General features: G+C 33.4%; 31 protein-coding genes and 2 pseudogenes. 18 read left to right on the forward strand and 15 right to left on the reverse strand.

Annotation, left to right across the window (positions count from 1 at the left end):
* The first annotated feature begins 23 nt into the window (after positions 1 to 23).
* Positions 24 to 578: an HPP family protein gene (locus ACSG5Z_RS17615; RefSeq protein WP_435711854.1), complete on the forward strand. Its 555-nt coding sequence runs from the start codon at positions 24 to 26 to the stop codon at positions 576 to 578.
* Between the two features lie 119 nt (positions 579 to 697).
* Here the strand turns inward: ACSG5Z_RS17615 and ACSG5Z_RS17620 are convergent, their stop codons facing one another.
* Both ACSG5Z_RS17620 and ACSG5Z_RS17625 read right to left on the reverse strand, forming a co-directional pair.
* On the reverse strand, positions 698 to 808 hold the full coding sequence (locus ACSG5Z_RS17620; protein WP_000505686.1) for a YjcZ family sporulation protein: 111 nt from the start codon (positions 806 to 808) through the stop codon (positions 698 to 700).
* A gap of 143 nt (positions 809 to 951) precedes the next feature.
* Positions 952 to 1,218 (reverse strand): YmzC family protein, encoded by a 267-nt coding sequence (locus tag ACSG5Z_RS17625; protein ID WP_435711856.1) that lies wholly within the window; start codon positions 1,216 to 1,218, stop codon positions 952 to 954.
* Between the two features lie 442 nt (positions 1,219 to 1,660).
* On the opposite strand from ACSG5Z_RS17625, the gene ACSG5Z_RS17630 reads away from it, so the two are divergent.
* Genes ACSG5Z_RS17630 through ACSG5Z_RS17640 form a run of 3 tightly spaced genes read left to right on the forward strand, consistent with a single transcriptional unit; the run spans position 1,661 to position 3,090 of the window.
* A complete protein-coding gene (locus ACSG5Z_RS17630; RefSeq protein WP_098082430.1) occupies positions 1,661 to 2,119 on the forward strand; it encodes a MarR family winged helix-turn-helix transcriptional regulator in 459 nt (152 codons plus the stop codon).
* Positions 2,112 to 2,696: a CDP-diacylglycerol--serine O-phosphatidyltransferase gene (gene pssA, locus ACSG5Z_RS17635; RefSeq protein ID WP_435711857.1), complete on the forward strand. Its 585-nt coding sequence runs from the start codon at positions 2,112 to 2,114 to the stop codon at positions 2,694 to 2,696. The genes ACSG5Z_RS17630 and pssA overlap by 8 nt, the downstream gene beginning before the upstream one ends.
* 22 nt (positions 2,697 to 2,718) lie before the next feature.
* Complete coding sequence (locus ACSG5Z_RS17640; protein WP_435711858.1) at positions 2,719 to 3,090, forward strand: ATP synthase subunit I; 372 nt, start codon at positions 2,719 to 2,721, stop codon at positions 3,088 to 3,090.
* Between the two features lie 105 nt (positions 3,091 to 3,195).
* Here the strand turns inward: ACSG5Z_RS17640 and ACSG5Z_RS17645 are convergent, their stop codons facing one another.
* From ACSG5Z_RS17645 to ACSG5Z_RS17660, 4 genes and pseudogenes are all read right to left on the reverse strand, one after another.
* A complete protein-coding gene (locus ACSG5Z_RS17645) occupies positions 3,196 to 3,300 on the reverse strand; it encodes a YjcZ family sporulation protein (RefSeq protein ID WP_080492803.1) in 105 nt (34 codons plus the stop codon).
* A 594-nt stretch (positions 3,301 to 3,894) separates the two neighbouring features.
* On the reverse strand, positions 3,895 to 5,070 hold the full coding sequence (locus tag ACSG5Z_RS17650; RefSeq protein WP_435711860.1) for an MFS transporter: 1,176 nt from the start codon (positions 5,068 to 5,070) through the stop codon (positions 3,895 to 3,897).
* A gap of 288 nt (positions 5,071 to 5,358) precedes the next feature.
* On the reverse strand, positions 5,359 to 5,670 hold the full coding sequence (locus ACSG5Z_RS17655) for an ArsR/SmtB family transcription factor (RefSeq protein ID WP_000433539.1): 312 nt from the start codon (positions 5,668 to 5,670) through the stop codon (positions 5,359 to 5,361).
* Positions 5,671 to 5,864: 194 nt separating this feature from the next.
* A pseudogene (locus ACSG5Z_RS17660) lies at positions 5,865 to 5,966 on the reverse strand (TetR family transcriptional regulator); the annotation flags it as partial.
* Between the two features lie 244 nt (positions 5,967 to 6,210).
* Between ACSG5Z_RS17660 and ACSG5Z_RS17665 the strand changes: the two are divergent.
* From ACSG5Z_RS17665 to ACSG5Z_RS17675, 3 genes and pseudogenes are all read left to right on the forward strand, one after another.
* A complete protein-coding gene (locus ACSG5Z_RS17665) occupies positions 6,211 to 6,855 on the forward strand; it encodes a VanZ family protein (RefSeq protein WP_097890606.1) in 645 nt (214 codons plus the stop codon).
* 47 nt (positions 6,856 to 6,902) lie between these two features.
* Positions 6,903 to 7,157: pseudogene (locus ACSG5Z_RS17670) on the forward strand (hypothetical protein); the annotation flags it as partial.
* A gap of 148 nt (positions 7,158 to 7,305) precedes the next feature.
* Positions 7,306 to 7,959 (forward strand): DUF2306 domain-containing protein, encoded by a 654-nt coding sequence (locus tag ACSG5Z_RS17675; protein WP_435711862.1) that lies wholly within the window; start codon positions 7,306 to 7,308, stop codon positions 7,957 to 7,959.
* Between the two features lie 107 nt (positions 7,960 to 8,066).
* On the opposite strand, the gene dhaQ is transcribed toward ACSG5Z_RS17675, so the two are convergent.
* Positions 8,067 to 9,065, reverse strand: coding sequence for a DhaKLM operon coactivator DhaQ (gene dhaQ / locus ACSG5Z_RS17680; protein WP_435711863.1), 999 nt, complete (start codon positions 9,063 to 9,065; stop codon positions 8,067 to 8,069).
* 19 nt (positions 9,066 to 9,084) lie between these two features.
* Complete coding sequence (dhaS, locus tag ACSG5Z_RS17685) at positions 9,085 to 9,651, reverse strand: dihydroxyacetone kinase transcriptional activator DhaS (RefSeq protein WP_000204216.1); 567 nt, start codon at positions 9,649 to 9,651, stop codon at positions 9,085 to 9,087.
* A gap of 178 nt (positions 9,652 to 9,829) precedes the next feature.
* On the opposite strand from dhaS, the gene dhaK reads away from it, so the two are divergent.
* Complete coding sequence (dhaK, locus tag ACSG5Z_RS17690; RefSeq protein WP_435711864.1) at positions 9,830 to 11,581, forward strand: dihydroxyacetone kinase subunit DhaK; 1,752 nt, start codon at positions 9,830 to 9,832, stop codon at positions 11,579 to 11,581.
* A gap of 317 nt (positions 11,582 to 11,898) precedes the next feature.
* Entirely contained in the window at positions 11,899 to 12,288 is a 390-nt protein-coding gene (locus ACSG5Z_RS17695; protein WP_087979654.1) for a hypothetical protein, read from the forward strand.
* Between the two features lie 636 nt (positions 12,289 to 12,924).
* On the opposite strand, the gene ACSG5Z_RS17700 is transcribed toward ACSG5Z_RS17695, so the two are convergent.
* On the reverse strand, positions 12,925 to 13,302 hold the full coding sequence (locus ACSG5Z_RS17700) for a hypothetical protein (RefSeq protein ID WP_001001284.1): 378 nt from the start codon (positions 13,300 to 13,302) through the stop codon (positions 12,925 to 12,927).
* Between the two features lie 713 nt (positions 13,303 to 14,015).
* Positions 14,016 to 14,126 (reverse strand): YjcZ family sporulation protein, encoded by a 111-nt coding sequence (locus ACSG5Z_RS17705; protein WP_000540371.1) that lies wholly within the window; start codon positions 14,124 to 14,126, stop codon positions 14,016 to 14,018.
* Between the two features lie 402 nt (positions 14,127 to 14,528).
* Here ACSG5Z_RS17705 and ACSG5Z_RS17710 point away from each other — a divergent pair, with 402 nt between their 5' ends.
* Positions 14,529 to 14,810, forward strand: coding sequence for an LCI fold-containing protein (locus tag ACSG5Z_RS17710; protein ID WP_000473837.1), 282 nt, complete (start codon positions 14,529 to 14,531; stop codon positions 14,808 to 14,810).
* A 347-nt stretch (positions 14,811 to 15,157) separates the two neighbouring features.
* On the opposite strand, the gene ACSG5Z_RS17715 is transcribed toward ACSG5Z_RS17710, so the two are convergent.
* Positions 15,158 to 15,373, reverse strand: coding sequence for a hypothetical protein (locus ACSG5Z_RS17715; protein WP_137014997.1), 216 nt, complete (start codon positions 15,371 to 15,373; stop codon positions 15,158 to 15,160).
* Positions 15,374 to 16,366: 993 nt separating this feature from the next.
* Here ACSG5Z_RS17715 and ACSG5Z_RS17720 point away from each other — a divergent pair.
* From ACSG5Z_RS17720 to ACSG5Z_RS17735, 4 genes are all read left to right on the forward strand, one after another.
* Positions 16,367 to 18,103 carry an S-layer homology domain-containing protein gene (locus ACSG5Z_RS17720; protein ID WP_435711866.1) on the forward strand — a complete coding sequence of 579 codons (1,737 nt, stop codon included), beginning with the start codon at positions 16,367 to 16,369 and terminating at the stop codon, positions 18,101 to 18,103.
* 142 nt (positions 18,104 to 18,245) lie between these two features.
* Entirely contained in the window at positions 18,246 to 18,560 is a 315-nt protein-coding gene (locus ACSG5Z_RS17725; RefSeq protein WP_001078066.1) for a PadR family transcriptional regulator, read from the forward strand.
* A gap of 13 nt (positions 18,561 to 18,573) precedes the next feature.
* Positions 18,574 to 19,185 (forward strand): DUF2812 domain-containing protein, encoded by a 612-nt coding sequence (locus ACSG5Z_RS17730; protein WP_435711867.1) that lies wholly within the window; start codon positions 18,574 to 18,576, stop codon positions 19,183 to 19,185.
* Positions 19,186 to 19,447: 262 nt separating this feature from the next.
* A complete protein-coding gene (locus tag ACSG5Z_RS17735) occupies positions 19,448 to 20,614 on the forward strand; it encodes an S-layer homology domain-containing protein (RefSeq protein WP_327957861.1) in 1,167 nt (388 codons plus the stop codon).
* Between the two features lie 342 nt (positions 20,615 to 20,956).
* Here the strand turns inward: ACSG5Z_RS17735 and ACSG5Z_RS17740 are convergent, their stop codons facing one another.
* Positions 20,957 to 21,055: a YjcZ family sporulation protein gene (locus ACSG5Z_RS17740; protein ID WP_087985681.1), complete on the reverse strand. Its 99-nt coding sequence runs from the start codon at positions 21,053 to 21,055 to the stop codon at positions 20,957 to 20,959.
* 268 nt (positions 21,056 to 21,323) lie between these two features.
* Between ACSG5Z_RS17740 and ACSG5Z_RS17745 the strand changes: the two genes are divergently transcribed.
* The gene (locus ACSG5Z_RS17745) at positions 21,324 to 21,737 is read left to right on the forward strand and encodes a hypothetical protein (protein WP_435711868.1); all 414 of its coding nucleotides are present in this window, start codon (positions 21,324 to 21,326) and stop codon (positions 21,735 to 21,737) included.
* A gap of 86 nt (positions 21,738 to 21,823) precedes the next feature.
* On the opposite strand, the gene ACSG5Z_RS17750 is transcribed toward ACSG5Z_RS17745, so the two are convergent.
* Positions 21,824 to 22,279, reverse strand: coding sequence for an LptM family lipoprotein (locus tag ACSG5Z_RS17750; RefSeq protein ID WP_435711869.1), 456 nt, complete (start codon positions 22,277 to 22,279; stop codon positions 21,824 to 21,826).
* 95 nt (positions 22,280 to 22,374) lie between these two features.
* On the reverse strand, positions 22,375 to 22,743 hold the full coding sequence (locus ACSG5Z_RS17755) for a VOC family protein (RefSeq protein ID WP_060489140.1): 369 nt from the start codon (positions 22,741 to 22,743) through the stop codon (positions 22,375 to 22,377).
* A gap of 107 nt (positions 22,744 to 22,850) precedes the next feature.
* On the opposite strand from ACSG5Z_RS17755, the gene ACSG5Z_RS17760 reads away from it, so the two are divergent.
* The 3 genes from ACSG5Z_RS17760 (at position 22,851) to ACSG5Z_RS17770 (ending at position 23,818) form a co-directional block, all read left to right on the forward strand.
* Complete coding sequence (locus ACSG5Z_RS17760; protein WP_000448812.1) at positions 22,851 to 23,240, forward strand: YflT domain-containing protein; 390 nt, start codon at positions 22,851 to 22,853, stop codon at positions 23,238 to 23,240.
* A gap of 50 nt (positions 23,241 to 23,290) precedes the next feature.
* Entirely contained in the window at positions 23,291 to 23,491 is a 201-nt protein-coding gene (locus ACSG5Z_RS17765) for a CsbD family protein (RefSeq protein ID WP_001293468.1), read from the forward strand.
* A gap of 75 nt (positions 23,492 to 23,566) precedes the next feature.
* Positions 23,567 to 23,818: a GlsB/YeaQ/YmgE family stress response membrane protein gene (locus ACSG5Z_RS17770; RefSeq protein ID WP_000522902.1), complete on the forward strand. Its 252-nt coding sequence runs from the start codon at positions 23,567 to 23,569 to the stop codon at positions 23,816 to 23,818.
* A gap of 182 nt (positions 23,819 to 24,000) precedes the next feature.
* Here the strand turns inward: ACSG5Z_RS17770 and ACSG5Z_RS17775 are convergent, their stop codons facing one another.
* A complete protein-coding gene (locus ACSG5Z_RS17775) occupies positions 24,001 to 24,201 on the reverse strand; it encodes a methyltransferase (protein WP_000390991.1) in 201 nt (66 codons plus the stop codon).
* Between the last annotated feature and the right edge of the window lie 32 nt (positions 24,202 to 24,233).

Here is a 24,233-nt window from a genome sequence, read left to right on the forward strand (position 1 = left end):
TTGGTAAATAAAGGAGGAGAATGATGAGTAATATAACAGCAGCTAAGCAGAAAGAGGATCAACCAATAAGTGTACGATATTTTGCAAAAATGAAAGGGAAAGGAAGAAGTCCATTACAAGTAAATATAAAGGACTCTTTAACGGGATTATTGGGGGGATTTTTAACGATTCTCACCTTAACATATTTAACGAGTATAACTTCTACAGAATTACTAATGGCTCCATTTGGAGCGAGTTGTGTATTAGCGTTTGGAGTTTGGAATGCACCGCTATCTCAGCCGCGTAATATTATCGGAGGACATTTGATTTCAACTTTCATTGGTCTATCAATATATCATTTGTTTGGGGATGAATATTGGACAATTGCTTTAGCAGTTGGTATGTCGATTGCTATTATGATGTTAACAAGAACAACGCATCCTCCGGCAGGGGCTGATCCCATTGTCGTTATTTTAGGAGCATACAGTTGGAGTTATTTAGTAACACCGGTTTTAGTCGGTTCCCTTGTTATTGTAGTTATTGCTTTATTTATTAATAATATGAGTAGTAAAAGGAGCTATCCAACTTTCTGGATATAGTTTATAAGGTGAAAAACAATTTGAGTAAGTATCCCATTTTTACTATGTTTTCATTTCACATACATTTTAGTTTACAAAGAAAAGACACCCGTATAAGAGTGTCTTTTCCGATAGTTTGTTTAGCAGAAGCAAGAAGCTCCAACAATGATCAATAAAATAAACAATACAACTAATAAAGCAAATCCTCCAGAAAAACCGCAGCTTCCGCCGCAACTACCACCAAATCCCATAATAGTTCCTCCTTTAATAAGAGGGGAAAACAAAGGGTCACTCGTGTTTTTTAACGGATTCTATTTACTTTATGTTTTGACGCATAAACGTGAGCAGGTCCTTTTGAAAATAAAAAAAGACACCTTAAGATGCCTTTATGTAATTAATATTCGCTAGCATAAAACTCTTTTATTAGTTTTATTTCATTTGTATCTGGGTTAAATTTAAATATTTTAATTTGATTAGATTCGTCTTTATAGGCAAATGTATTATCGCCAACTGGGGTCATATTGCTCGTGTTTACGATAGGATCGCTACCGTGGTCAGTGATTTCCACAGTTTTCTCACGATCCCAAAACGCAATGACAATGATCAAGATGATAAAGCATATACGTATGTTACGTAGTTCTCTCGATACAGTATTCTCCATTCGATATTCTCCTTTGTTGTTGAGTAGATTTTGTTTATAAAAGAGATAATTCTTATGAAAAAAAATAAAAAAGACACTGTAAAGTGTCTTTTTTATTTGAGTTATGCGCATTGCTTAATAAGACGCTAGTTCCTCAGTTTGAATATGAGTAACTATGTAGGGTAGTTTCATTATAACATTTTAACCATTACTGGGTCTATATGGAATTTTTGAAATGAATATGTTTATTTATTAGAAATTACGGATGTAATGTGCCAGAGAGATAGCAATTTGACCAATTAAAAGCAGTAAAAAAGATAAAATAGCATACTGTATTCAGTACTATAGGAAAGTACTGAACTACATTTCCCTTTACACAAACATAAAGGTATAATATAGTTTAGTTAAGTGAACTAAACTATCAGATAAGATGAAAGAGCAGCATAATTGGAGGAAGAACGCTATGACGAGATCATATAAAGAAGTAATTAATGAAATGAATCGAGCCTACACGGAACTCTACATTTTACTATTTCAAGATTTAAAGGATGAGTTCGGTCTTACTGGGCAGCAAGAGAGCATGCTATTTCATATCAATTTAAATGAAAACACAACAGCAAATAACATTGCGAGTACGTTTAATATAACGAAAAGTGCTGTGAGCCAAGTTTTATCGAAATTGGAAAAGCAACAGATGATTTCAAAGCAAGTTAATCCGAATAATAAAAGGGAGTATTTCCTTACACTCGGTCCAAACGGTAGTAAGTATATGGAGCAATTGTCGAAGTTAGATGATGTATTAATCGAGAAGTATTTCTCGAAAATTGATATCGAAGCTTTGCAGCAAATGACTGATACGTTAACGAAAATAAATAAAGTGATATTGGAAGAAAAACAGAAGGATCTTCAGTCTAATGAGTGAGAATGAAGATGAAGCAATTAGTAGAAAGGAGGGGAAGAGTGTGATGAGTTACATACCAAATATGATTACGATAGCAAATTTTGTATGCGGGCTTTTGGCTATTCACGCTGTTTTCGTTCACGATATGTATGGTGCAGTTATGTTCATTATTACAGGGATGGTATTTGATCTGTTTGATGGCATGGTTGCTCGGAAACTTGATGCTGTTTCGGAAATTGGCGGAGAGTTAGACTCATTTGCGGATTTAGTTACCTTCGGTGTGGCACCATCTATTCTTGCCTATAGTGTCGCTTTAAAAGATTTGCAGTCTATTGGGATGATATGTGCACTCGCGTATAGTATTTGCGGAATGCTGCGGCTTGCTAGATTTAATACACAACAAAGCAAACTCCCAACATTTATCGGAATGCCCATTCCATTTGCGGCAATGTGTCTTCTTATTTTATGCCTCCTAAATAACCCAGTTTCCGTGGCATTTGGCACATGCGTACTCGCTTATTTAATGGTGAGCAAAATCAAATTCCCCCATTTTAAAAAGGATATATCGGAAAGCTTGAAGTCCGAAAGATGGGATTAATAGGAAAGATAAGGAGCATAACATGATTCGTATGGCATTAAGGTCATTCAACATACAAATATATTGTTTGCTAGGCGTGATGTTATTGGGATGGCTGATGACACCTTTTCGAGCCCAGTTTGTAGGGATAAGCATTGGCCTTTTAGTATGTATGTACTGCGCCTGGATTTTAGGAAGGCGTATCGAAAAGTTCGGAAATAGCATTGTAAAAAAAGAAAAAGCACCGATGCTTGGAATGATAAATCGGTTCGCAGCCGCAATACTCGGCGCGATTATTATGTATGAAATTGAACATCGTGAGTACATGTGGACATTTGCTGCTGGAATTATGGGTGGGTATTTCTTGGTTATTATTAATTTGGGGTATTACAGTATGAGGGATGAGAAGGAATAAAGTGCTGTGTAAATCACTAATTTGGATGTGAAAACCTTCCTTTATAGAAAGCTTTTTATTACAAAGAAAAGACACCCATATAAGAGTGTCTTTTCCGATAGTTTTTTAGCAGAAGCAAGAAGCTCCAACAATGATCAATAAAATAAACAATACAACTAGTAAAGCAAAGCCGCTGCCACAACCACTACTACAACTACCACCAAATCCCATAATAGTTCCTCCTTTAATAAGAGGGGAAAACAAGGGGTCACTCATGTATTTTAATGGATTCAACTTACTTTATGTTTTTTACACAATAATTGAGCAGGTCCTTTTGAAAATAAAGAAAAGACACCCTAAGGTGCCTTCCTCCGACTTGAACCATCTTAATTTTAATAATATTGGACTCCCGTCCGAATATTATTTTACCATGTTAAGTTGTTTTTGGAAATGTTCCATATCGATAATTGCAATAAACGTTTTAGTTTTGGAATTATGTATCTGTCTAAACGTTGAAATTAATAAAGGAACGATATACTGGAGGGTTTTTATGAGTGATTACAATCATACTATTAAAAAGAACCCTATAAATGATAAACCATTCCACTAACAAAAAACACTAATCCTAAAAACAAAACAATTAAAGCAAGTACTCCATTTTGATTATGTTCCATAAAATTAGCTCCTTTTAGAATTATTTTTATATACAAAAAAGCCTTTAGTCGTAATTATGGCTAAAGGCTCTGAGCATTATACTTTTTAGTTAATAAAATCTTATAAGAAGAATTTATAATGTTTTTTATCGAATTTGGAACTGAAAATGTACTAGCTTGATAATGCAGCCTGGCTATTAGAATTGAAAAATTTTAGTTTTATTATAATTAATAGAAATGAGAGTAGTGTGAATATAAATCCGCTCCAAATAAGTTGGTGAATACCTAAGTTTGAAATGAACCAGCCTCCAATAGTGGTTCCTAAAGTAATTCCGAGATTTGAGAACGAAACGAATAGACTATTACCAAATTCAGGTGCTTCTTTAGCTTCACTTATTAACCATGTTTGACCAACAATTAACCCACCAGCATGTACGATTCCCCAAACGAATACTATAAAAATCATGGGAACAAGGTAGGAACCTAAATAATAAACCAATATGTAAACAATAGAATATAGAATAGGGAATGATATTACAGTGTTTATTATGCTTTTTTGTAGGAGACCACCAAATAAATGATTACCTAAAATCATAACTATGCCAAATATGAATAGCATGATACTGATGAGAGATCCATTCATGGAAGTTACTTTTGCAAGGTACTCAGCGAAGTAGCTGTATACGGAAAACATGGCTGCAAAAAGGAATGTGACGGTTAAAATATTTAACCATAATCCTGGTTTGCCGAGTATACGAATTTGTTTGCCGAAAGACATTTTTTCTTTAACAGGCATAGAAGGGAGTAGGAGTAGTATTCCAATGAATGCAACAGTGTTAACGAATGCTCCGAATAAGAAAGCAATTTCGAGTGAAAATTGGTCTGCAAGGTAAGAGGTTAGTGGTACACCTAAAGCAAAGCCAACAGTAATTCCCATGAAAACTTTTGTAACTGCTTGACCGCTCTTTTCTGGAGGGACAAGTTTAGCAGCTGTTACAAGAGCGATTGAAAAGAAGAGTGGATGAAGCGCTGCCGGTAAAATACGAAAAATAAGCATGATTTCAAATTGCGTTGTATAAGCGTAGATTAAATTTGAAATAACAAATATGAAAATTGCTGTTAATAAAATTATTTTGCGATTAATACTAGAGACGAGCAGAATTAAAAACGGACCAGAAATAGCAACAACTAGTGCAAATATGCTTACTAAAAATCCAGCTTGTGTAGTTGAAATTCCGAATTTTTCAGTGATTTGTGGTAATACGCCGACAATACCCATCTCGGTAGTAATAATTCCGAACACACCTATTGCGAGTGTCAGAATAAGTAAAGGATTTACTTTTTTCATTTATAAAACTCTCCATTCGTATCAGTATTTTGAAAGTAAATTCATTAACAAAGAAGCATTATTATAAGCATGATTGGATGCCAATATTATCAGGAGTATGTAATTTGAAATACAATAACAGATATCTAAATAACTAGATATGATATATCAAAAAAATTTCTCCTTTCGATGTTTCTTGCTTTTATAGGCAGTGCAATTTATAAAAAAAGTAATTGGATACCTGTAAAAAAGCAGAATGTGTGAAAGCTAATAATCAATTAGTATGCTGATTGATTATTAGCTTTCATTTTATAATTCGTTTTGGACGTATTCAGAAAACTCTCGTATTGTTTTTTCGTTTCGACGATAGTAGGTCCATTTTCCAATTCGGTCAGACTCTAGTAATCCTGCTTTTTTCATAGTTAATAAATAACTAGAAATAACCGATTGGGCTAAGCCAGTTTTAAGCTGGATATCTCCTACACATACTCCAACTTGAAAGTTAAGGTCTTGTTCTAGATAAGGTTTTTCATCGAAATGGTTTTCTGGATTTTTCAACCATGATAAAATTTGACATCGTGTTTCATTTGACAATGCTTTATAAATTAATAAAGGTTCCATAAGGATATTATATCTACTTTTATAGATTTGTAAATGGGTTTTAGTAATTTTAAGGGAAGAAGGCATAGTTGATCCCTTTGAATAGGAATAAGGTACTCTTGATCTGTACCCTTTGTAAAGGACATTCTAAAAAAAGTTAGGCAACCTAAAAAAGATGATTTCTGTATGCAAACAGGAGTCATCTTCTTTAAATTCTATTGATAGCAAGCGTGATTATAGTACGTCATATATTTCTTAATTTCATGTGTTAACTGAACAAACGATTCACATGATTTTATATATGCTTCATCGGTTAAAGTACTACGAGGATTACGTGCAAAAATGATAATATTGTTAGGTTTAAGCATGTTGTTGCCTAGCTATCAATGGCGGATTCCTAAGAAGAGTAATAATAAAACCTAACTGAAGATTTAAGAAAAACTTTATGTTTACCCCACTTTTTATTTTAAAAGTTTTTCCTATCCTATAAATGAGTTACATCAAGAAGGATATTAAAAACGATAAAGTTATAGATGAAAATGTAAAGTTAGGGGATTCTACATGCATACAGGAGTTTTGATGAGTTATTTGTATACTTATTTTTTTACTATTATTTTTTGTATTGTGTTTCAAATTGGATGTTATTTTAAAGCGAAAGGAAATATATCTATTCGGCATTTTTTATGGGTATATGTTTTTCTGTTCTACCTTTCGCTAGTGTATAAGGTGACTCAAATCGCGACTGTATGGGATATAAGTAGATATGAAAAGTGGATTCGTGTCAGTCAAATTAACTTGACTCTATTTGATACGGCAGGTAGTACTACGTATCTTTTGAACATTGTACTGTTTATGCCGTTCGGTTTTTTATTACCGACTATTTGGCCACAGTTTAGAAAAATGAAAAACACCGTATGTGCAGGATTCTTTTTTTCATTGGCAATTGAGTTAAATCAATTACTAAATAATAGAATTACAGACATTGATGATTTATTTACGAATACCCTCGGGGCGATTATTGGGTATGTAATATATAGAGTTTTATTTAAAATGTTTAAAATGATATGTAAAAGAGAGGGAAAAAAGCTTGATACGAACTCTTCTTTAGTCATAAAATACGAGGCTGTTTTTTGTTTAGTTTGTTCATTTGTAGGTGCGATGTTAATTTATCATCCAGCTTTATTTGGAAGACCTGTCATCCTTTAGTGAGGTGATTATGCTCTTGTGCTATCACGTTTATACAATGATTCTAGTATTTCTTCCAATCAGCACAAGATTCTCTCTATACGTTATTAAGCTATTCAGCAGACTGTAAGATGATCAGTAATCGTACTGGTGAGATTGAAATAAAGGCTGACAGTTTCTATCCAAGTTTTTCATTTATGTATGATGCGCAAGAATTATTTATTATTGGTGGGGAAGAGAAATGGTCTGATACCCATTATATAAAAAGATTTTTCCATCTTGAGCAGATTACAGATGAGCTGACTATTGATGTAAGAAAATGAGAGATGAGAAGGGATAGATGAGTAAACCCTCAAGTATAGAACGATATACGTGAGGGTTTTTATGTATGAAGAAGGCTTTTCTATTTTTCCCTAGAATGAACAGTAATGAATAATCTAATTCCTTAATGTAATAAGGAGGCACTAAAATTTGAACAGGAAAATTTGGTTTGTATTTACTTTTTTTGCTCTTTTAGTATCTGGTTATGTTGTTGTCCAATATTTTATTATGGATGGATTTCAAACAGGGCTTGTAAAAGCGAAGCTTATGTTTGGATCTAAATTAAGTGCGTTCTGGTATATGATGCTATTTATACATATTACAACTAGTATAGTAGCATTAGTAATAGGTCCTTTTACATTATCCACTAAATTTAGAGAAAGGAATATCAACCGTCATCGAATAGTTGGGAGAATCTATATGGTTGGTATATTATTAGGAGGCGTTTCTGGACTATATCTATCCTTTTATGCTACGGGAGGATTGGTAGCGAAGCTAGGTTTCGGTTTGTTATCCGTATTTTGGCTAACATCAGCATATCAAGCGTTACATAGAGTTAAGAATAAAAAAATTAAAGACCATCGGAATTGGATGATTAGAAATTATTCTTTAACCTTTGGAGCAGTTACATTAAGAATTTGGCTACCGTTGTTTATCGTTCTATTTGGAATAGAGCGGTTTGAACTTAGTTACGCTATTATTGCTTGGTTAGCGTGGGTACCCAATTTAATTGTTGCAGAATTATTCATAAGAAAAAGACTTAGTAAAGGAAAATACGAAGGAAATGAGGATTTACATTTTTAATGTAAATTTGCTGTAATATTGAGGGCAGAATTCTTCAGTAATTGAATTTTTTAATAGCTGAATTACGTACAAAAATAGGATGGCCCATTGAAGCCATCCTATTTGTATTACCAACTAGCAGTTTCCGTATTTTCCTTCAACCACTTCACCCAATCCGAATCCGCCACCTTAAGCAAACTCAGCGAAACACCTTTCATATCTAAAGAAGTCAGCAATGTACCAACCTTTGCGAACTTCACATGTAATCCTTCCAGCTCACATAAACGGCGAATGTCATTTGCGAAAATGTATTGCTCCATTAGTGGGGTTGCGCCTAATCCGTTAATGAGAATAGCGAAGTTGTCGCCTTTTCTCCAGCGGTAAATGCTTTTTAATTTATTCATTAGTTCGATCGCTAATATTTCAGAAGAGGATAGTGCTTCTTTACGGTATCCTTTTTCACCATGGATACCAACGCCATAAAAGACTTCATCTTCGTTTAATGTGAATGAAGCTTTTCCTTTCACTGGATCGTTTGTAGGTGAAAGTGCGACTCCTAATGTGTGTAAGTTTTTGATGATAGATTGCCCAAGCATTGTTAATTCTTCTAAAGAATGGTCTTCAAGAGCGGCCGCACCAAGTATTTTTTGAACGAAAACAGTACCAGCGACGCCGCGTCTTCTTTTATTAAAAGAAGCATCATCTTCAATTGAAACGTCATCATTTACGATAATGTGGTCAATTTGTCTTCCTTCTTCTTTTGCGATTTGTTCTGCCGCTAGAAAATTTGCTACGTCATCTTTAAAGTTTTTGATGATGAATAAAATACTTTTATTTTTTGGCATGAGGCGAGTTGCCGCAATAATTTGTTCCACTGTAGGCGGAGTGAAAATACTGCCGTTTACTGCCGCCGTAAGCATACCTTTTCCTACATAACCAATATCAGCAGGTTCATGTCCGCTACCACCGCCGCTTATGATAACAACGTTTTGCTTCAGTTTTTCGATATCTTTTACATAAATGATGTTATTTATTTCGTCGTAATTCACTTTGTCGTTATGTTCAAAATAAAAACCATGCATCATATCTTGAACGATATTTTGTACATCATTCATAATCTTTTTCATTGCTTTTGCCACCCTTTAATTACTTTGCCGATTGCTCCAGTAATAGTAGTAATTGATTGTTTATCATATTTTTCATAAGAGAAGACATAATGGACGGATCTACTTCGCATTTGCTTTCAATCCAATCTTTTATCGTTCCAACGAAGCCGTGACTATAAAAGGAGGCAATCGTATTTTTTGTCTCATCAGAAAGGCTGAATCCACAGCTCATAGATAGTTCATCAATAATCTTCATATATAAGTTTTTCGTATGCTCAAATAAATAGTGATTAAACGAGTTTTGCTCAATGACTTTAAAAGCATTTCGGTAAAATTTTTGATTTTCATAAAAGTAATCAAATAATAAATCGAAAATGTTTTCCCACGTTTCATAGTCGAGAAAGTCGATAATGTTTTCTTTCGTTTCTTCTCTATAAATCCAGCTTAATAGTTCAAATTTATCTTTAAAATGATAATAAAAAGTTTGCCTACGCATTTGACAGTGTAACATAATATCGCTCACTGATATTTTATGAAACGACTCTGTTTCCATTAAATATTTCAATGAATTCGCGATTATCTTTTTAGAAATTATAGAAGAGGTCATCTGAATCATCCCTAGAATGTTAGTAATATGAAAATCCTACCTACAAATGAGAGCGGTGTCTTTAGACAGATTGTCCATTTTGTCCGTTTACTATAAAACGCTTTCATTTTAACATGGATAGTAAGAAGAAGATTTTAAATATATCACAATATATTAAAGGAATTGAGGGAGAATCACAATGAAAAAGATTATAAACAAACCAGAAACATTAGTAATGGAAATGTGCAACGGAATGGTGATGGCGCACCCAGAGCTTGAGCTTTTGAAAAAATATAAAGTCATTAAGAAGAAAGAAATGAACGAAAATAAAGTAACGTTAATTAGTGGCGGCGGTAGTGGTCATGAGCCAGCGCATGCAGGACTAGTCGGAAAAGGAATGTTAGATGCGGCAGTGTGCGGAGATGTGTTTGCTTCACCTTCACAAATTCAGGTATATCAAGCGATTAAAGAAACAGCTAGTAAAAAAGGAACGTTATTAATTATTAAAAATTACAGCGGCGATATTATGAATTTCAAAAACGGAGCACATTTAGCGACGGAAGATGGAATTGAAGTCGACTACGTAAAAGTGGATGATGATATTGCGGTAGAAGATAGTTTGTATACAGTAGGACGCCGAGGCGTTGCGGGCGTTATTCTCGTTCATAAAATTGCCGGTGCAGCAGCGGAAGCAGGTATGGATTTAGGAGCGGTGAAAGCTGTCGCAGAAAAAGCAGCGGCTAACGTGCGCACAATCGGTTTAGCGTTAACTTCTTGTACAGTTCCAGCGAGCGGATCACCTACTTTCACACTTGCGGAAGATGAAATGGAATACGGCGTTGGTATTCACGGTGAACCAGGAATTAAGCGTGAAAAAACGATGTCAGCTGATGAATTAGCTAACCGTATGACAAGTGATTTAATGAAAGATTTAGGAGTAAAAGACGGCGAAGAAATCGCACTTCTAGTTAACGGTTTTGGCGGAACACCACTACAAGAACTTTACTTATTTAACAACGCAGTGACGAGAGAATTAGCTGCTAGAAACATTAAAATTAATAGAGTATTCGTCGGTAACTATATGACGAGTATCGATATGGCTGGTATGTCTTTAACGGTAATGAAACTAGATGATGAGCTAAAAACATTACTATCTAAAGAATGTAATACACCAGCGTTTAAAGTAGATGGGCCAGTTGAAAGTGTTGAGTATGTGAATGTACTTGAAGAGACAGAAGAGAAGGAAGTTTTCTTTGAAATAGAAACAGCGGAAGAGCACGCTGTTATAAAAGATAATGTCATTACATTAAACAACATGATCTATCTCGTTGATAAAATGAGTGACGTTATTATTAAAAACGAAGTACCGTTCTGTGAGTTAGACACGCACGCTGGTGATGGCGACTTCGGAATGAGTGTGGCAAAAGGATTTAAGCAATTAAAACGTGAGTGGCATTCTATCGTAGATCAAGAAAACGTAACGATCGGATCGTTCCTTGACGGTTGTTCGATGATTATTATGGAACATTGCGGCGGCGCATCTGGTCCAATTTGGGGCGGAGCATTCCGCGCAGCTAGTAAAGCAGCTGGCGAAAAGCGTGAGTTAACAGTGAAAGAATTCGCTGAAATGTTACAAGCAGCGCTGCAAGGCATACAAGCTATCGGTGAAAGATCATTCGGCAGAGGAGCAGTAGTTGGTGATAAAACACTTGTTGACGCACTTGCTCCATGTGTAGACTCTTGGTTAGCTAGCGCTTCAAACGAAGAAGACATGAAAGTTGCCTTCGAAAAAGGAGCAGAAGCAGCGGTTAAAGGGGCAGAGTATACGAAAGAAATCGTAGCTCGCATGGGCCGCGCCGGTACAGTTGGTGAAAGAAGCTTAGGCTATCCAGATGCAGGTGCACATGCGCTTGGGGTGATCTTTACGGAGATTGCGGGCAGTTTGAAATAGGAATGATGTTAGTTTGAAAGAATCCCCTTCATGGTAAGTTGTTTACTGTGGAGGGGATTTTTTTAGTTGATATATATAATTTCATTAGATGTTCTCTCTACAAAGATATGTATTTTATAAATACTGAGATAAGAATTTTAAAAGAAGAAATATGAGTCCGTATTTTTTACGGTACTTGTTCATCTTTTTCGTCATTGGCTTAGTAATACCGAGGGTTATTATAAATATATTAATCACGTAATTTGTCCCTATCAAAATGAACGTTTTTTGCATCTAATGTATTGTAAGTATATTTTATTTTGAAAGGATGTGATTATATGGCTCATAAATCTACGGGAGTGTTTCGAGTTCCAGTTTCTGAAAATGGGATTATTCCAACTGCTCTCAACATTATGTTAAACAATGATTCACGCTGCCATACTAGTGATGTAACGGTAACTGTTAAGAGAAGTCGAAACATTTCTTTCCCGACTCAAAATGAGTTAGTTGAAATCTCTCGTACTTTTGTTTCTTTAGAACCAAATAGAACAACTAAGATTGTGTTGTTTACGCCAGAATTCCAAATAGAAGATTTTCTTGATGTCATCATTAGTGGAAATAAAGATGATGTTAAGGATGTGCTTGTATATTCTTTCTTAGCAGATTCAGCAGGTCACAATCTGCCATCTACTGTTTTCAGAAATGCAGAATACACTTTTGCTTGCTGACAACGTGATGATGTATTCTTTACTATCATATCAAGGTGCCATCCTGCAGCTTGAATCATCTTAATTTTATTGTGTTGTTATTGTACAAGTAAGAGAAGACATCTTAATCGATGTCTTCTCTTACTTGTACACTTGGTGTTAAGAAGGTATTATATTGCTTAAAAACCATGAAAAAATATAACAATCATCGAGTAAGCCTATTATAGCATCAACAAACAGGTTTCAATATGTAATATTATATATATGGATTTATTTATATTTAATCTATATAGTTAAATTGTCTGTTATTTGTTTTAATTCATTTACTTATTTTATTTTTGAGTGCTCCAGCAATGGAGCCATTTTTTATTGGTGAGATTGTACTAATATGAAAGAATAGAATTAACTGTATATTGTAAGGGTGATATACCTATGGAGTTTTTGTTTGAGCTTCTAAAAGAATTTGTGAAAGCCATTGTACGTAAAGTTTCTGCATATGCTTTATTTACATAAAATTCGTTATTGGTAGTTAATACATCTAGAAGTCTACAAAAATATCCTCCAGTTAAGTACTCTGGAGGATATTCATATTTACATAATCATTCTTAAAAGAAGCCACACAAAATGAAACCTCTTTAGCTCCCAAAAGGCTTACTCTTATCTATTAATAACTGTACAGCGTCTTGCTCCTCTACAGATTAAACGCTCGGCTTCTCTTAATGAAATTGGAACAAGTACAGCTTCATCAACATCGTCTTCTACATCAAAAACCGCAAATGCTTCCCCACCCACGATTAAAACACAAATGAATTCTACCTCTAAATCATCATGAGACCTAGGAATACAATTAGAAATAGTACAACGTTGAATACCCCCTGCTAACAATGTTCTAGCTTCTTGCTCAGATATTCGAATAAAAACAAATTCCTCTATGGCTACATTTCCAACTTCCACTTCAATTTCTACTAGAAGAAAGAATCTGTTTCTAATTCTCACTATACAATTTGCCCCAATTGAAATAATATCTTCATTCATTCTTTTCACCTCCTTTAATACTATATAATTCATAAAGAGGTGAAATGGTGTGGACAAGCAAACAAAAAATTTGTTTTTTTGAAATGTGAGAAATCAGTTAACAACTATCATCAAAAAAACAGAAAAAACAACCTACACTACAGGAAGTTTTTTCTGTTTTTAGTCTGTATACGATATTCAAAATTAGTAAACATAACGTCTCATTATCGGTAGAGAGGGAAAAGAAGAAACCTACTTTCACAAGGGAATCTTCTTTTCTGTTCTATGGAACTATGCTTTTTTTATACATTCCTATTATGGCGAGCTTTTAGGTTTCTCGTTTATTATTGAAATACTAGAAAAATTTTATAAAATTTTGCATACTCTTAGCGTGGTTTTCTTCTGAAATGCTGGTAGTACTCCATTTATAGGTTATGAGGAATGGTGTTTTTTATACTATTATCTATTCTTGGATTTTATAAATAGCATCTATATGAACTTATTTTTTATTAAAAATAATAGAGTTTTTCAAAAAAGATATTTCCTTTGTGGGAAAAAGTGGTCCCAAATTCTTTTAGTTAAAAGCTCATGTCTTAAATCGATTCATATTTGAGGTATGACGAATGCGAAAAATGAAAAAAACAAATCCAATCGTGATAAAAGTTTGGAACCAGATAATGAATAAGCACATAAAAAAAAGGTACCTATATATAGGTACCTTTTCTAATAGTTTTTTAGCAGAAACAACTGCATCCGATAATGATTAATAGAATAAATAATACAACTAATAAAGCAAATCCTCCAGCGAAACCGCAGCCTTCGCCGCAACTACCACCATATCCCATAACAATAGTGCCTCCTTTAGATAGGAGGGTAAAACTAGGGTTCATTCCATGGATTTTAATGGGTTCACTTTACTTTATGTTTTAAAGAATGAATGGAGCAGGTCCTTTTGAAAATAAAGAAAAGACGCCATTAGGCGCCTTCCTGTTAGGTAGATAAGACTTTAGTTTTCCAATCTAAAGAAATTTTGTATCAGTTCTTTGTGAGTATATCATAATATCTGATTGATTTATTATGCATTGTTACATAATTTTCTAACTCCTCTATTTTTCATTTGATAAAATAAAATCCTAATATTACCAAAAATTAAATAAATATTTCTACATATTCAAGATATTTACATAAAATACAAAAGTGATACATTTAAATTGTAAGCTATAAAAACTATTAAAGGGGGATTTATTATGTTCAAGAAATTAGTAGTAGGGCTATTGGCAACTGGTATTGCATTAACAGGAGGAATTGGGGCAGCTTCAGCTGATACGCAAAAAGCTGTGAGCTCTCCGAAGCAAGCAACATGCTCAATTCCTTATGAGTATTCTAATGGTAAATTCAAAAGAACTCTTTATTACTCAAATGGAGTATATGCTAATAGTTTTAATGAAAATGTTTGTGGTGGGACGATTACGTGGTATTTAAAACATGTTCAAAATGGAGTTGCTTTTTACGAAGGTAATTTAAAATAGTAGATTCTTTGAACCTCATTTATTGAGGTTCTTTTAGTTTTTAAACTGATTCTTCACAAAAAAAGACACCCAAAGGTGCCTTCCTGCGACTTGAACCATCTTAATTTTAATAATATGTATTGGACTCCCATCCAACTATTATTTTATCATGTTAAATACATAAATTCATTGAGAAAAAGATATAGCTCATTATTCATTCTGTCAAAAGGGTTTATCCCACGTAACGTATGAATGTTCCATAAATGTATCAAAAAAATGAACAAATCGTGATTGGAATAAAAAAGTCGTATGTGCCTCAATATTAGAATTACATAAAAACGCTATTTTAATAAAAGCGACATTGAAAGTTAGCAAGCAATACTTAAAAGAGTAAAAGCGGCAAATGCGTAAACTAATAAGCTACTAGTAGCAAGGAATTTTATAATTTCATTTGTAGAAATAATAGTTAAACATAATGCTATAGATGCACCTATAAAGAATTGATACTTTGTATGTATATTTGTAAGATTAATTATTACGAGTACAGTTAAGAAAAGTGAAATGAAGTTAAAATATCTTTTCATTGTCATATTTCCTTTCAATGTTTGATCTGTATTTATTATACTAGATTGTACCAGTAATAACATACTTTGTAATGAATCTTAATAGAAATCTCATTTTGCCATAAATAAAAAGTCGGTTGTTTCCGCAACCACCTTTCAGTAAAGTAAAGCACTTTTTTATAATTCAAGTGACGAGTTTAATTTATCCCACTATTTGCGGGCAGCCCGATTGGTGAGGGCTGATTAAAGTTTCACTTTATAAGAAAGGAATGACTACATTATATGAAAACTTGTCTAATAAGGTTACATATAAAAGAGCAGCTAGCAATGGCTAACTGCTCAATACAAGGAGATACAGAGAAAACTAAATGAATGTTGGCATACAGCCTATCAACATTATGGACATAATATTGAGTTTTATTCGAAGGAATTCATGTTTTATAAATTAGATTATGATAGTCGGTATTCTTTTATTAAATAGCCAACAGCACTGATTACTATAAGAATGAAAAGAATAAGTTCTAGTGTAACTGGCAGTTGATCTACCCTAAATGCATCAATTTGTTACATTATGATTATAAGATGTTTTTTTATAGTTAGTGGTGAAAAATTTAATAAAACTACCTCTATATGAAAAAAGGTTCTGTTGTCTCCAACAGAACCTCTTCTAAAATGGCAAAGAGTAACTCTTACCTTACTCTTTGTTAATAATATTACAGGAGTGTTAATGGAAATCCAAGACTCCTTATATTGAGAAATAAAGAAGAATTATTTTAAAGAATTTCAATATAAAATTAGAGATTACCATGAGGGGAGTTATAACGAGTTACTACCTATACATATTCATAAATAAAACAACATAATATTAACACGGAAAAATATATTAATATGAATTTTTGCATATTTTAAAATTCAATATATCCCTCAAAACCTTTTAATTGTATAATGTATTTTGTCATATTTTTAGATTTTTCGACAAAATATAAAATAGAGAACGTATTGGGAGAAGGAATTATGTACACAAAACTATTAAAATCAATTACATCATTATCACTTATTGGTGGTGCTTTATTGTATACAAACGGCAGTGATGTGAAGGCTGCTGAGGCGGGTATTTTTTCTGATGTGCCTACATCGCATTGGTCGTATCCAGCGATTAAAGATTTAGCGGGTAAAAATATTATTTCTGGTTATGGAAATGGAAAGTTTGGTTTCGGTGATGTTGCGACGAGAGAACAGGTTGCAGCTTTAATTTATCGTGTGTTAGTACCGAATAAGCAAGGTGGTACGTTCAGTAATGAAGGTGCTCGATACGTATTAAAAGATGGATCTACTTTAAATAATCCGTATCGAGATATTCGCTCAGGTTCAACATTGTTTCCAGAAGAGGTTTTAACGTTAACGAAATTAGGGGTTTTTAAAGGTGATGCAAACGGTGGATTTAGACCGAAAGATTCTGTTAGCCGCGCAGAAATGGCACAAATTCTTACAAACGCTTTCCATCTTTCTGCGAAACAAAAGTATACGTTTAACGATATTCCAAGCGGTTTTTGGGGTGAAAATGCCATTAGTGCGGTGCAATCAAACGGGATTGCTTCTGGTACAGGCGAAGGGAAATTTGAGCCATCTAAAACGGTAACACGTGAACAGTATGCACAGTTTTTATATAATACTTTGAAATATAAAAAGCCTGAAGTTGCGGTGCAAGATACCGGAGATACAGCATTATTAGCGGCATTTAAAGATGAAGTACAAAAGCGTATTAATGCGTACGAAACGAATATTACACTTCCATATAAAACGAAAAATGGTAATCAGGAAGAAGTAATGAAGACACTTTTCAACGCCTATAAAGAAGTCGCAAGTAAAAATGAGTATACAAATTATAATAGATCGAATGTTTCATATGGAATTTCTGGATCACCTGGAAATTATATGTTTACGTTAAAAATTACATATCGTGAAACGAAAGAACAAACGGAATATGTAATGAAGCAAGCAAAGGAAATTGTTTCTTCTATTACGCAAGTTGGAATGGATGATCACGAAAAAGTGAAGGCGATTCATGATTATGTCGTAAAGCATATTTCTTACGATACGTCTTATAAAGCTTACACCGCATATGAAGCGCTTGTAAATCGTTCTGCGGTTTGCCAAGGTTATGCACTATTAACTTATCAATTATTAAAAGAAGCTGGAATTGAGAATCATTTTGTAGTAGGAACTGGAGACGGACAGCCTCATGCTTGGAATTTAGTGAAAATCGAAAACAAATGGTATCACCTTGATACAACATTCGATGATCCAATACCAGATGAACAAGGCCGCGTAACATATTCTTATTTCAACTTATCAGATGAGCAAATCGCAAGAAATCATGAGTGGAACCGCGGGGACTATCCGCAAGCTACAACAAATTATTATAGTACATTAACAAATAAAATTGCGGTAGGTGGTACGAAAATCCCTGCATATCAGCAAATATTAAAAGATACAAAGTTAAATTATTTAGGAAATGAATACATTGCAAATAACTATAATGAATTCAAAAATAAAATGCAGCAACGTTATAACGAAAAGTCACCAAAGATTGAAATCCTTTATAAACAATCAATGGATGGTGCGTTGCAAGATGTGAAAAAAGTTATTGGAGAAATCGGTTATCCGCAAGGGGCGAACCGTGTTTCTTATAAAGCTGAGCCGTATAATGCAAAAGAAGGATATTCTTTAGTGACGATTACGTTTATGTAAAAAAACAACCTAGATCCCATGTTGGATCTAGGTTGTTTTTTTATAACTTAATTTGACATATACAGTTCAACTGTATAAAATTAAACTATACAGTTGGACTATATAGTTTAGCTATATATTTATCGTTACATTGGAGGTCTTTATGAATAGAGATAAAAATTTACCATTAACGGAAACAACATATTACGTTCTTTTAGCTTTATTAGAGCCAGCTCATGGATATTTAATTATGCAAAAGGTAGAGGAACTGAGTAATCATCAAGTAAAAATCGCAGCGGGTACATTGTATGGTGCGGTTGAAAATTTATTAAAACAAGGGTTAATAGAATCGGTAAAAAGTGAAGATAAACGAAGAAAAGTGTATGTCATTACGGAACGTGGGAAAGAAGTATTGCACTTAGACTTTATGAGAATGCAGCACATTATTGAGGTTACAAAAAGTTTATTACACGTATAGTCAGGGGGAAACGATGATGTGGAGATTGAAATTCTTTTTAGACTTTGAGAAAGAGGAAAAATGGTTAGAAGAGATGGCTTGGAAAGGCTATCAACTAGAAAGCAATACATTTGGTTATACATTTAGATATACAGAGCCGGAAGATGCGACGATTAGAATAGACCATAGAGTATTTAGTAGAAAAAGTGAATTTATTAATTACTGTACATTATTTGAAGATAGTGGCTGGGAGCATATAGCTGGTAATTGGTGGTCAGGTACGCACTATTTTAAAAAGGTAAATGAGGAAAGTGAAGATGACATTTTTTCAGATCAAATGTCACGAGCAGGGAAGTATAAACGTCTATCTAAAACATTTTTAGAATTAGCTATATGCTCTATTCCAATATTAATTCTATTTATGTTTAATGACACGATTCATTTAGGAGCACTTGCAAATCCGAAAGAACTATATTTTACGCCAGGACTATGGGATAAGCAAGGTATATCATTTCTATGGTCATTCTTATTTGAAACACCATTTGCATTGATGAGAGGCTTTGCATGGTTGTTTATCCCTGCTGCAATTGTTATGTATTTAGTTTGTTCGTATAAAGCAAATCGATTATATGAAGAGAGAAGATGATAGGATGGGTCCCCTTAAAGCTGATGCTTTGAGGGGATTTTTTTGAGTTTGTAAATGGTATCTTTTTAAAATGGATAAAGGATAAGAATACGTATTGGAAACAGTTATTATAATTTTAATTTTGTAAACAGTATTATATGGAATAATATTCTTGAAATATCCAAAATTAACCTACATTAAAGATCTTTATATGTTAATATTAAAAAAGGTGTGTGTAATATTCTTTATGGACACGCTATGTTAAGGATAAGGGGATTCAATTATGAATTTTAAACAACTAATTTTGGCGGGGACAGTTATTGCATCAACAACACTAGCTCCTCTAACAAATGTACAAGCAGAAAACACGATAGGATTTAAAGATGTTCCTGCAAATCACTGGTCCTATAAAGCGATTATGGATTTAAAAGAGAAAAATATTGTAGCTGGTTATGGAAACGGAATGTTTGGTTTTGGTGATAGTATTACACGTGGACAAGTAGCTAGAATGATATATCTTTATTTGAATCCAGCAGATGAACCTAATGCACCAAACACTTTTACTGATATTAAAGGTCATATGTTTGAAAAAGAAATTTTAAGTCTTAGTAAAACAGGTATTATGAGTGGATTCGGTGACGGCACATTTGGTCCGGATAATATTTTAACACGCGAACAATTGGCTGCTGTATTAACAAGGGCTTTTAACTTAAAAGCGACATCTACTACAACTTTCAAAGATGTAAATAAAAATTACTGGGCAACAAACGCTATTAGCGCATTACAAGAAAATAAAATTACTGCTGGTACGGGCGATAATATGTTTGACCCTCAAAGTATCGTAACTCGTGAGCAGTATGCACAATTCTTATACAATGCAATTATTAAATCCGAAAAACCAGAAAAAGAGCCTGAGTCAAAGCCTACTGTTATCCCGCAAGAGTTAGAGACTGATGATGTTTACTATGATAAAGATTATTGGGTGAACGGATCATCTGTATTAAAAAAATCTATCTCTAAGGAAGCACAAAATCTTGTTACTGAAATTAATGCAAAATATAATGTGAATTTAAAGTACAGTGATATAGGAGGTCCGTATTCAGAAGTATTTTTAAAAACTCCTAACTTAAGAGGATTTGCTGATTTCGGTAGCAATTTTTATGTACGTGGTAATAATGAGAATGACTTTTTTGTCATGTTTGTAATCGATAACGCTAAAGATGACAAATCATTAATAGAGTTAGCTAAAAAATGGATTAGCATGATAAATCCGAACTTAGATTTAAGTAAAGAAATTGATACACGATTAGCTTCTAATGTAGAAAAAGATGAATATGATGTAGGAGATACACACAAGCTTATGATAGAAAAAAATAATCTTAAAATAGATATAAGCTTAACTTCACAATTTTATAATAGCGATCAAATGTTTATTAAAGTCTATAAATAAAAAAGGAGTGAGATTTCACTCCTTTTTTATTTGTACTTTCTCTACTTTTATCCTGTTATTTATTAGCTTTCACTTTAACTTTATATAGCTATGTGGAAGGATTTGGCTCATTTTTTGTTTTGGGATATTTTAAAATTTTAGCTTGATGGGCATAGAGTATGCCTACAATTTATAAATTACTACATGCATTGTCGTGAATATGTATAATTACATAAAAATTCAGAGGAAAAGAGAGTATACTTTCTTATTGTGTAATAAAGATAAGGCCTGCCTACGGAAATAGGTGGGCTTTTTTTACATATGAAGGCAAGACACTCACATGATTGTCTTGGCGATAGTTTTTTAGCAGAAGCAAGCAGCTCCAACGATGATTAATAAAATAAACAATACAACTAATAAAGCAAATCCTCCGGCGAAACCACAACTACCACCAAACCTCATAAAAGTTCCTCCTTTAAATAGGAGGGGGAAAATAAAGGATCACTCATGTGTTTTAACGGATTCCATTTACTTTATGTATGTATGAATGGAGCAGGTCTTTTTCAAAATAAGAGAATCTATATTATTCTTTAAGAGAGAATAAATGAAAAACAAAATATCTAAAAATATAGATAGAAATCCGCTTTTATACCTTTCATTAAAATAATACTAGCATTATATATTATAAGGAATACTTGTCCTTAATTGTAAATGAAAGGGGGGAATTGATATGAGTTATGGCTATGGTCATCCTCCTGGAAAATGTCATAAACATCACAATGAAACTTTGTCAACGGGTGTATTACGTAGACATTCCGCTACGTTGTTTCTTACTGTGGAAGCTATGAATGTTGATCCAGATGATACTCATACAGTAACTGTTGAAATGTTTGATTGGTCATTGGGTTCTCCGGTATTGTTACCATTAGTAGACCCTTCAACACAAACATTGGCACCTAATCGATATGTTACTTTTCGTTCAGCAGCTCTTCCTCCAGGAGTTTTTGCTTATGAAGTAAGAATCATTCGTTCGAAAGATAGAGATGTTGTTACGAATGTTTTTGGTCTTAGTGCAATTGTATTTAACCCACAAGAAGGAAATAATGTTTTACAACATGATTTAGCAAAATTAGAACTTAAATAGATTTTATAAAAGTTTATTTATTGGACAAGATTAAAAAAGAGTAGGATTACATCCTACTCTTTTTTAACATCAATTATATTAAAATTTTAGAAGAAATCCTTCATCATTTTCACATCTTTAATATTCACTGTCACACCTTCAACCTTATCTTTCTTCTCATCTTTAGCAATCGTAATTTGCTCCTTATTATCAACCCACACAAGAAACTCTTCTTTTGCGTCATCTTTATATGTAACGGTGATAGTAGAATGCGCAGATTCTCTCTTTTTTTGATCTAGTTTGATTTGTTTAGGTTTGCCTTTTTGAACTGCTGAAACGATAGATTGTATCATTTCTTCGTTGTCTGTTTGAGATTTTGAAACGTTGTTATTTTTTGTGCTAAGTATTTCGATATCTGTAATATTTGCGGAGTTTAATTGAAAGGCATTTTGTTTCTGTTCTTGTTTAGCTTGTGGAGATTTGTCTGTAGTTGAGGTACTGGCACAGCCTATTAAAGTGAAAGATAGAGCGGTTAGAGCGCATATAGATATGATTTTTTTCATAGTATCCCTCCTCACATTTAATTGTAACAATTTTCTGTTAATTTAGGTAGTTATTGTAAGTAGATTTATTCTACTAGTTTTGGGATAGGGTAAATTCAAGAGGAGGTTAACCTTAAATAATAACCATCGGGGTCTACAATACGAAAATCCTTCATTCCCCAAGATTGAATTTTAAGGTTAGATTCCACTGGGTAATTTTTTTCTAATACATGTTGGTATATTTGTTCGATATTATCAAAAACTATGATAACCTCAACACCTTTTCCTTTTGGATTAAGTCCACCTGTTTTTAAATAATGATTTTCATTAAGAATATAATCAGGGGTCAATAATAAAGAAAAATCCCCTAGTTTAATCATTGCACCAGTTGCATTCTTTTTTGAGAATACAAGGGTAAGGATTTCCTCATAAAAACGAATAGACCTTTGTAAATCTTCAACAAATAGCTCTAGACGAAAGTGCATATGTCCTCTCCTTTTCATTTTTTTTCATATTTTATGTTTAACATTTCGAAAATGGGTGTACTACATATAATATAACAAATAATTCATTTTAAAGGAGGAAGTTAAAGATGGAAACGAAGTATAGTAAACCTTTTGTATATGAATTTATTACGGAGAAAGAGGTCATGAATGCGGCGAATGATCTAGTGAAGAAAGGGATAGACCAAAAAGATATTTACGTATTAACACATGAGAAAGAGAGGACAGATAGAATCGCAGACAATGCAGACGTGAATACAATTGGGATAAAAGAGGAGGGACTTGGGACAAGCATTATTAACGTCTTTCAAAACACGGGAGATCAGTTAAGAAATAAGATGCAAGAGTTAGGGCTTAATGAGGAAGAGGCGAACTTCTACGAAGAAAAGCTGGATGAAGGAAAAATCTTGCTATTCGTTAAGGATTTAGAAAGAGTCGGTGAATGGTTACAAGAAAGAAGATGCATGTATTCTATTTAAATTTGTATCCTGTAAATCTATAAATCTATTACGAAAAGGAGATTGTAAATATGAGTGAGAACGGACTAAAAGAACAAGTTAAAGGTAAAGTTGAAAAGAAAAAAGGACAAGTAAAAGAAGGAATTGGTGAAGTTACAGAAGATAGAGAGTTGAAAAATGAAGGGAAGTGGGAAAAAACGAAGGGAACGATAAAAGAAAAAGTCGGAAAAGTGAAACAAAAGATAAGTGATGAATTGGATAATAAAGAATAATATATGTTCATCAAGCTTTGGTTACATACCAAAGCTTGATGAATCCAATATAAAACGAATATAGGAGGTTTAATTGTGGGACTTATTATTACGTGTATTGTAGGTGGACTTATTGGTGCGTTAGCTGGAATGATTACAGGAAAAGACTTTCCGTTAGGTATAGTTGGTAACGTGATTGCCGGATTAATCGGATCTTGGGTAGGTAGTGCGTTATTTGGTCATTGGGGTCCTGAATGGGGAGGCATCTTTATTCTTCCAGCTTTATTAGGTGCAATCGTCTTTATTTTAATCGTTACATTCTTTTCTAGAATGCTGCGGAAAGCGTAAGTATGATAATGAATAGTAATCTTAAGTTTGTTATATACGACTATAAGGTTAATAAACTCGTAAAAATACATAAAAAAAGCATCCAATTAAACTAATTTGGATGCTTTTTTTATGTAATCTGCATAGGAAAGAGTGGAGGATGAAGAACCCCCACTCATTAAAATTACACTTTCTATTATGTATTAAACCATCGTTACTTTTTTACAATTATTTATTCTTACGACCTGCCTTGGTTCTATATGAGATAAGTCTTCGCTATTACCGATATCCACTACAATTGTATTCGTTAGTATGTTAATAATGGAACCAATTAATTTTGTAGCATGATCGTGTCGATAAGAAAATTGAACGAAATCTCCCTTTTTAAAGTTGTGCTCTTCCATAGATAGATCCCCCTAAAAATAATGTTTATACA

It is taken from the genome of Bacillus pretiosus (assembly GCF_051294775.1).
Lineage (GTDB): Bacteria > Bacillota > Bacilli > Bacillales > Bacillaceae_G > Bacillus_A > Bacillus_A wiedmannii.

Excerpts from the sequence above, each read along its gene's own strand:
- ACSG5Z_RS17615 (WP_435711854.1), top strand. The coding sequence starts at position 24 with ATGAGTAATATAACAGCAGCTAAGCAGAAAGAGGATCAACCAATAAGT.
- ACSG5Z_RS17620 (WP_000505686.1), bottom strand. The coding sequence starts at position 808 with ATGGGATTTGGTGGTAGTTGCGGCGGAAGCTGCGGTTTTTCTGGAGGA.
- ACSG5Z_RS17625 (WP_435711856.1), bottom strand. The coding sequence starts at position 1,218 with ATGGAGAATACTGTATCGAGAGAACTACGTAACATACGTATATGCTTT.
- ACSG5Z_RS17630 (WP_098082430.1), top strand. The coding sequence starts at position 1,661 with ATGACGAGATCATATAAAGAAGTAATTAATGAAATGAATCGAGCCTAC.
- pssA (WP_435711857.1), top strand. The coding sequence starts at position 2,112 with ATGAGTGAGAATGAAGATGAAGCAATTAGTAGAAAGGAGGGGAAGAGT.
- ACSG5Z_RS17640 (WP_435711858.1), top strand. The coding sequence starts at position 2,719 with ATGATTCGTATGGCATTAAGGTCATTCAACATACAAATATATTGTTTG.
- ACSG5Z_RS17645 (WP_080492803.1), bottom strand. The coding sequence starts at position 3,300 with ATGGGATTTGGTGGTAGTTGTAGTAGTGGTTGTGGCAGCGGCTTTGCT.
- ACSG5Z_RS17650 (WP_435711860.1), bottom strand. The coding sequence starts at position 5,070 with ATGAAAAAAGTAAATCCTTTACTTATTCTGACACTCGCAATAGGTGTG.
- ACSG5Z_RS17655 (WP_000433539.1), bottom strand. The coding sequence starts at position 5,670 with ATGGAACCTTTATTAATTTATAAAGCATTGTCAAATGAAACACGATGT.
- ACSG5Z_RS17665 (WP_097890606.1), top strand. The coding sequence starts at position 6,211 with ATGCATACAGGAGTTTTGATGAGTTATTTGTATACTTATTTTTTTACT.
- dhaQ (WP_435711863.1), bottom strand. The coding sequence starts at position 9,065 with ATGAAAAAGATTATGAATGATGTACAAAATATCGTTCAAGATATGATG.
- dhaS (WP_000204216.1), bottom strand. The coding sequence starts at position 9,651 with ATGACCTCTTCTATAATTTCTAAAAAGATAATCGCGAATTCATTGAAA.
- dhaK (WP_435711864.1), top strand. The coding sequence starts at position 9,830 with ATGAAAAAGATTATAAACAAACCAGAAACATTAGTAATGGAAATGTGC.
- ACSG5Z_RS17695 (WP_087979654.1), top strand. The coding sequence starts at position 11,899 with ATGGCTCATAAATCTACGGGAGTGTTTCGAGTTCCAGTTTCTGAAAAT.
- ACSG5Z_RS17700 (WP_001001284.1), bottom strand. The coding sequence starts at position 13,302 with ATGAATGAAGATATTATTTCAATTGGGGCAAATTGTATAGTGAGAATT.
- ACSG5Z_RS17705 (WP_000540371.1), bottom strand. The coding sequence starts at position 14,126 with ATGGGATATGGTGGTAGTTGCGGCGAAGGCTGCGGTTTCGCTGGAGGA.
- ACSG5Z_RS17710 (WP_000473837.1), top strand. The coding sequence starts at position 14,529 with ATGTTCAAGAAATTAGTAGTAGGGCTATTGGCAACTGGTATTGCATTA.
- ACSG5Z_RS17715 (WP_137014997.1), bottom strand. The coding sequence starts at position 15,373 with ATGAAAAGATATTTTAACTTCATTTCACTTTTCTTAACTGTACTCGTA.
- ACSG5Z_RS17720 (WP_435711866.1), top strand. The coding sequence starts at position 16,367 with ATGTACACAAAACTATTAAAATCAATTACATCATTATCACTTATTGGT.
- ACSG5Z_RS17725 (WP_001078066.1), top strand. The coding sequence starts at position 18,246 with ATGAATAGAGATAAAAATTTACCATTAACGGAAACAACATATTACGTT.
- ACSG5Z_RS17730 (WP_435711867.1), top strand. The coding sequence starts at position 18,574 with ATGATGTGGAGATTGAAATTCTTTTTAGACTTTGAGAAAGAGGAAAAA.
- ACSG5Z_RS17735 (WP_327957861.1), top strand. The coding sequence starts at position 19,448 with ATGAATTTTAAACAACTAATTTTGGCGGGGACAGTTATTGCATCAACA.
- ACSG5Z_RS17740 (WP_087985681.1), bottom strand. The coding sequence starts at position 21,055 with ATGAGGTTTGGTGGTAGTTGTGGTTTCGCCGGAGGATTTGCTTTATTA.
- ACSG5Z_RS17745 (WP_435711868.1), top strand. The coding sequence starts at position 21,324 with ATGAGTTATGGCTATGGTCATCCTCCTGGAAAATGTCATAAACATCAC.
- ACSG5Z_RS17750 (WP_435711869.1), bottom strand. The coding sequence starts at position 22,279 with ATGAAAAAAATCATATCTATATGCGCTCTAACCGCTCTATCTTTCACT.
- ACSG5Z_RS17755 (WP_060489140.1), bottom strand. The coding sequence starts at position 22,743 with ATGCACTTTCGTCTAGAGCTATTTGTTGAAGATTTACAAAGGTCTATT.
- ACSG5Z_RS17760 (WP_000448812.1), top strand. The coding sequence starts at position 22,851 with ATGGAAACGAAGTATAGTAAACCTTTTGTATATGAATTTATTACGGAG.
- ACSG5Z_RS17765 (WP_001293468.1), top strand. The coding sequence starts at position 23,291 with ATGAGTGAGAACGGACTAAAAGAACAAGTTAAAGGTAAAGTTGAAAAG.
- ACSG5Z_RS17775 (WP_000390991.1), bottom strand. The coding sequence starts at position 24,201 with ATGGAAGAGCACAACTTTAAAAAGGGAGATTTCGTTCAATTTTCTTAT.